At 67.7% G+C, this 5,330-nt stretch carries 4 protein-coding genes, 1 tRNA gene and 1 rRNA gene; 3 read left to right on the top strand and 3 right to left on the bottom strand.

Translation table 11 applies throughout. The features are described from left to right. Together rrf and GBZ26_RS26475 are read left to right on the top strand one after the other, a co-directional pair. Nucleotides 1-100, top strand: a 5S ribosomal RNA gene (gene rrf, locus GBZ26_RS26480); the annotation flags it as partial. 96 nt (nt 101-196) lie between these two features. Then, nucleotides 197-273 (top strand) — tRNA-Met (locus GBZ26_RS26475). On the opposite strand, the gene GBZ26_RS26470 is transcribed toward GBZ26_RS26475, so the two are convergent. The 3 genes from GBZ26_RS26470 to GBZ26_RS26460 form a co-directional block, all read right to left on the bottom strand. Further along, complete coding sequence (locus GBZ26_RS26470) at nt 230-1,906, bottom strand: recombinase family protein (protein ID WP_174441392.1); 1,677 nt, start codon at nt 1,904-1,906, stop codon at nt 230-232. The genes GBZ26_RS26475 and GBZ26_RS26470 overlap by 44 nt on opposite strands. Beyond that, nucleotides 1,903-2,133 carry a hypothetical protein gene (locus GBZ26_RS26465; RefSeq protein WP_174441391.1) on the bottom strand — a complete coding sequence of 77 codons (231 nt, stop codon included), beginning with the start codon at nt 2,131-2,133 and terminating at the stop codon, nt 1,903-1,905. Before GBZ26_RS26465 ends, GBZ26_RS26470 begins: the two co-directional genes overlap by 4 nt. Nucleotides 2,134-2,243: 110 nt before the next feature. After that, nucleotides 2,244-3,137: a hypothetical protein gene (locus tag GBZ26_RS26460; RefSeq protein WP_174441390.1), complete on the bottom strand. Its 894-nt coding sequence runs from the start codon at nt 3,135-3,137 to the stop codon at nt 2,244-2,246. 466 nt (nt 3,138-3,603) lie between these two features. Between GBZ26_RS26460 and GBZ26_RS26455 the strand changes: the two genes are divergently transcribed. Next, nucleotides 3,604-5,330, top strand: a 1,727-nt coding sequence (locus GBZ26_RS26455; RefSeq protein WP_345772074.1) for a MobA/MobL family protein, incomplete at its 3' end; no start/stop codon positions are given.

The raw sequence follows: 5,330 nt of genomic DNA, 5'->3' as shown, positions 1-5,330 counted from the left end.
AGGCTCCCAACACCCGATCCCATTCCGAACTCGGCCGTGAAACGCCTCAGCGCCGATGGTACTGCGTCTTAAGACGTGGGAGAGTAGGTCGCCGCCAGGTCACCACGGCACACGCCACGCCATCCAGAAACGTGGACGCAGCAGGTTCCGCACGCACTTGACAATCGTCGCACACGGTCCCTTCCCAAGGACCATCCGCGGGGTGGAGCAGCCCGGTAGCTCGTCAGGCTCATAACCTGAAGGTCGCAGGTTCAAATCCTGCCCCCGCAACCACCGACAGTTGACACCCCGCCTCCAACGAGGCGGGCTGTCGGCGTTTCAGGTCCGCCTCGGCGCACGCCTCCAGGATTGCCAGCAGGTCGCCATGAAGCTGGGCCTCCAGCCCGGCGCCCGAGGGGCAGGGGGATAGCACGACGCGGTCGACCATGGACCGGATCATCTCCATCGCGGCCATCCCCTCGTCGCCGTCACCGAGCACGGACTCGAGCTCCGCGATCTTCCGCCGGTACAGCTCCGGCAGGTTGGCCGGCAGCAGCATCTCCGGCGCCTCCGTCCTCAGGGCGCCGATCTCGGTGGAGAGCGCAGCACGCTCGGCCTCCAGGGCAGACAGCCGCGCGTTCAGCGATGGGCTGTACAGTCCCTTCTCCACTGCTTCCAGAATCGACGCGATCTTCCGGTCAACCTCGGCGAGAGCGCGCTCCCGATCCCCGCGCCGGTTCCGCGCCTCGGCCTGTTCACGCCGATGCGCCACGACCATCTCCTCAATAAAGGCGGCGACCACGTCGGCGCCGAGCAGGCGCTCCTTCAGCCCGGCAAGAACACGGCCCTCGATCGCTTGCCGGGTAATGGTGCGGTCATTCGGGCAGGTGCCGGAATTCCGGTGCCCGGCGCAACCGTAGCGGTCCTTGCCCATGATGGTGTAGCGGCCGCCGCAGACGCCGCACACCAGCACGCCGGACAGAAGGAAGCGCCGCCGATGCACGCGGTTCAGAGCGTTGCCCTGCTCATCCCGACCGATCTCGGTGGCAACCGCCTCCTGTCGCACCTTGACGCGGTTCCACAGAACGTCGTCGATGATGCGCAACTCGGGGACTTCGACAATCTCCCGCTTTTCCTGAGGGTTGATGCGGGCGACGCGCTTGCCGGTGCCCGGATCCTTGACAAACTCGCAACGTCCCCATTCCAGAACGCCGGCATAATTGGCGTTGTTGAGGATACCGGTCCCGCGGGCGACCTGTCCGCGGATCGTGGTATCGACCCATCTCCTCCCCCTGGGACCTGGAACATTCTCGTCGTTCAACAGGCGGGCGATGGCGCGGGGGCTCATGCCGTCGGCGTACAGCGTGAAGATGCGGCGGACAACGGCGGCTTCGTCCGCGTTGATGCGGCGGTACCCGCCACCAGCCTTGTCACCGTCGACGATGTCGTATCCATAGGCTTTGCCGCCGGGAACACGTCCCTCCTTGGCGAGGCCGAGATGACTGCGTCGGGTCTTCTGACCGGTCTCCTTGAGCTGTACCTGCGCCATCATGCCCATGATGGCGATGTGGAGCGTGGTGATCTCGCCGAGGTGGGGCGTGTACAGCTTGATATTGTGGAAGTTGAGGCGGTCAAAGAGATCTGAGGTGTCCGCCAACCGTCGGCCCAGACGGTCGATGCCCTCCGACACCACGACATCGAAGCGGCGGCGCCCGGCGTCATCCACCAGCTTCAGAAAGCCCGGGCGGTGCCGGGAGGCGCCGCTGATCGCGGCGTCCGTGTAGGTATCCACCACGTCCCAGCCCTGCTGGACGGCGTAACGCCGGCACAGCTCGATCTGGTCGGCGATCGATTCCTGGCGCTGCTTGTCGGTCGAGTAGCGGGCGTAGATCACGGCACGGAGTCGGGGGTGGTGGAGGACGGTCATCGCAGGGCCTTCAGGGAGAACGCGATCAGGGCGGCGAGAAGAACAAGGGCGAGGCCGGCAGCGAACGTCATGAAGCCGGCCTGGGACGGCCGCCGGCGCATCTCATGGCGCGCCAGAATGCGGGCCAATCCGAGCAGCTTCTCGAGCGGAACGGTCCGCGGCTCCTGCTGGGGCGGCTGGACAGCGGGCGCCGTCGTCGCGGCGGTGGAGTCGGTGGTGTGGGTCACGGGTGGAAAGTCCATGGTGGGAGCGGCCATGACGATATGGTCCGATGGCGGCAGGAGCGGAAAACAGCGGCAGATCGGCGTCGTCGACGCCAACCCGGTCATCGGTGCGGTCAGGAGCCGGGCGGCGCGGCCGTGGCCGGCAACCCCAGCGAGCCCTGCTTGCCGGGCTTCACCTTGCCACCGGCTTCACGATGGGCGGATGCCGCGAGCGTCGCCGCCAACGGCTCCAGAACCTCCAGCCGCCCCCGCAGGCGGGCGTTCTCGCGGCGCGCTTCGTCCAGCGCCTGCTCCACCTGATGCTTGTCGGTCAGTTCAGAACGCAGCTGGTCGAGCTGCAGCGAGGAGCGCAGGAGGGCAGCCTTTTCTTCCGACAGAAGGCGGTTCACGGTCTCCACAGCGGCTTGCGCGTCCGCCGCCTGCCGCTGCCAATCCTTGATCTCCGCGGACATCCGGGTCAGCGCCGCGCCCTGCTCGGCGACCGTCACCGCCAGCTGGTTGCGGTCTTCCATGATCCGGTCGTGTTCCTGCGCCAGATCCTCATAGCCCTGCTCCTGTTCAGCGATCTCGGCCGTCAGGGTGTGCAGTTCGCTCCGGCAAGCCGCGCTTTCGCTCTGCAGGGCTGCCAGCGCGGTGGTGTGCTGCTCCGCGGCGAGGAGCCTCTCCTCCTGCCGCAGGGCGTCGATCGACGCGATGAAGGCCGTCAAGGTGCCGTCGATGGCACGCCGCATCTGCTCGGCCGCGGCGCAGGACTGGACGTCGACCAGCCCTCCTGCGAACACATCGCGTGACGCGCTGACCGCGCCCTTCTGAATGACGAAGAGGTGAGGGGCGGTCTTCCTGATGTCATGGATGAAGCGCGATACGTCGCGCAGGGAACCCCCGCCAATTTCGGCGCGGATGCGGCGGTATGACGGATAGGCGTGGTCCTTCGACACGATCTTGCTGACCGCTTCCGAGACGGACTCATGCGTGATCAGGGGATGGGTGGGCTGGGAGCAGGACATCCAGAACCTCTGCGGGGACTACGGTTTGGGCGGCCGTGCTGTCGGCCGGCTGAGTATCTGGATGAGTTGCGATGCCAGGAAAGGGCTGCGGCGACGGAATCTTGACGGTTCCGGTCCAAGCCGGACGATTGTGAGGTGATACCGCGGTAGCGCTACCGGGTAGCGACACCTGATACCGGTGTTACCGTCGCCAACCACGTCGATCCCACCCCTCCGCCTGCGGGCCGCTCGGGTCCACCATTTCACCCAAACGGCGCAGAAAATTGCCCGGCGCCCGATGCGGCGGGTCGGAACCCTCCATACGCTTCCTTCCGGACCAGGCTGCCCGGGCGTCGGACCTCGGGCCCTCGCCACGGGCAGCCTCGAGCGAAGAAGTGTGCAGTTAGGCGTTGCGGCGGGCCGCAACGCCTCCGGGGCCGGCCAGGGCCGGTTGCCGGATCGACGACGGCGTGGAGGCGCCGATGCCGTGGCGGACCTGGGATACTTTCGCATCGAACAGGGCATGCTCTCCCGTGGCGCCGGCGCGAAGGCCGGAGCGTCAGCGGCTTATCAATCCGGTGAACGGTTCCGCACCGTCATCGCAGCGGCCGCTTACCAAGCTGGGGTCGGTCTGACCATCGGCGCCGACCTGCGGGAGGTGTGGGCGGCGAAGGGGCAGGACCCTGTGTCCGCGGTCGTGGACTTCACGGCCAAGTCCGGTGTCCACCACACCGACATCCGCGTGCCCGCGGGCGCGCCCGCTTGGTGCGCCGACCGGCAGACCTTGTGGACCAGGGTGGAACTCAGCGAACGGCGCCGTGACGCGACGCTGGCGCTGCAATACACGCTGTCGCTCAGCCGGGAGGTCCCCATCGCGACATCGATCCGGTCGGTCGAGCGCTTCGTCGATGAGCACCTCGTGGCACGCAACCTGATCGCCGACATTGCGGTCCACCTGTACGGGCGCCCCCTGGACCCCAGGGTGCCGGCCGCCGCCGAGAAGTTGGCGAACACGGTCGATCCCGCGTGGCCGGTGATCCCGGTGGCCCGTGTCCCCAGCGCTCCCCCGGTGGACGGCCCCCACGCCCTGGAATTGCCCGATGGGCGCTTCGTCGTCTACCAGCCGCACGCGCACGTTCTGGCAACGACGCGCCCGCTCGTCGACGGCGCCCTCGGCCCGAAGGACCGCGACCTGTCGCGGAAGGCCTTTCTGATCGGAAGCCGTAAGCTGTGGGAGCGGCTGTGCAACGAGGTCTTGGCCGAAACCGGGGCGACCCATCGCGTATCTCAGCGGTCGAAGTGGCATCGCCACCGTCAACAGCAGGACCTCGGCGCCGCCGCCGGGCCAATCCCTGAACCGCTTTCCCAGGTGCCGCTCGGTCCGGCCTATCACCCGGTCGTCGAGGGGCGTGCTCTGGATTTTGGAGGAGTGGATGTGATGCCTCATCAATTCAACACCATCGTGGCGGAACTCGAAAAATCCAGACGCGCAGCGCCCGACAAAATATCGGCGCGTCTGGCTCGGGCCGTCGTCCGGATCGAAGAGCTGGAAGCGCAAGGGGTTCGTTTCAGCCGGGAAACGGGTGGGATGGTGAAGGTCGAAGCTCCTCGCGGTGTTGTCGTTGACTGGCATGACCGCGCCTTGTGGAGCGGAATACACGCGATGGTGCTCGACTACCTGGAGGCCCGCGACGCGGAACGGAAAGCGCGCGCGCCCGAACCGGGCTCCGTCGGGACCGCCGTTCCTGAGGCAAGCGACAGGACGGTGACGATGCCGGAGCCGACGGCGGAGGCGGCGCGGCTGCGGGAGGAACTCGATGCTGCCTCGCGGAGCGTCGCGACCATCGCTGCGGCGACCGGGCAGGCGCAGCCGGATGCCGCGGCCTCTCTGGCCGATGGCATCGTCACCGTCGCCCGCGGCGCCATGGCGACCGCGTACGAGAGATCGCGCGGCCTGTTGTTGCGCGAGCAGCAGGCGCGTGCGTCGGCCGAGACGCGCGCCGAGGAGCTCACCTTGGAGTTGGCACGTACGAAGGCCGCCCTGGCGCTGGAGCAGGAGAAGCGGCGGGCAACGGATGCGGACTGTGGTGCCCTGCGCGCGGAAGGGACTTCACTGCGGCAGCAACTGGCCGAGGCGAAGCGCAACGCCGAGGCGGCGACCATCACCGGAGCGGCTGCCGCCCGGCAGGCCGACGAAGATCGGCAAGCGCGTCA

This window comes from Azospirillum formosense (assembly GCF_013340925.1).
GTDB lineage: Bacteria > Pseudomonadota > Alphaproteobacteria > Azospirillales > Azospirillaceae > Azospirillum > Azospirillum formosense.
Note: the sequence above shows the minus strand (reverse complement) of the source record. Positions and strands in the feature narration are given on the sequence as shown.

Excerpts from the sequence above, each read along its gene's own strand:
- GBZ26_RS26470 (WP_174441392.1), bottom strand. The coding sequence starts at position 1,906 with ATGACCGTCCTCCACCACCCCCGACTCCGTGCCGTGATCTACGCCCGC.
- GBZ26_RS26460 (WP_174441390.1), bottom strand. The coding sequence starts at position 3,137 with ATGTCCTGCTCCCAGCCCACCCATCCCCTGATCACGCATGAGTCCGTC.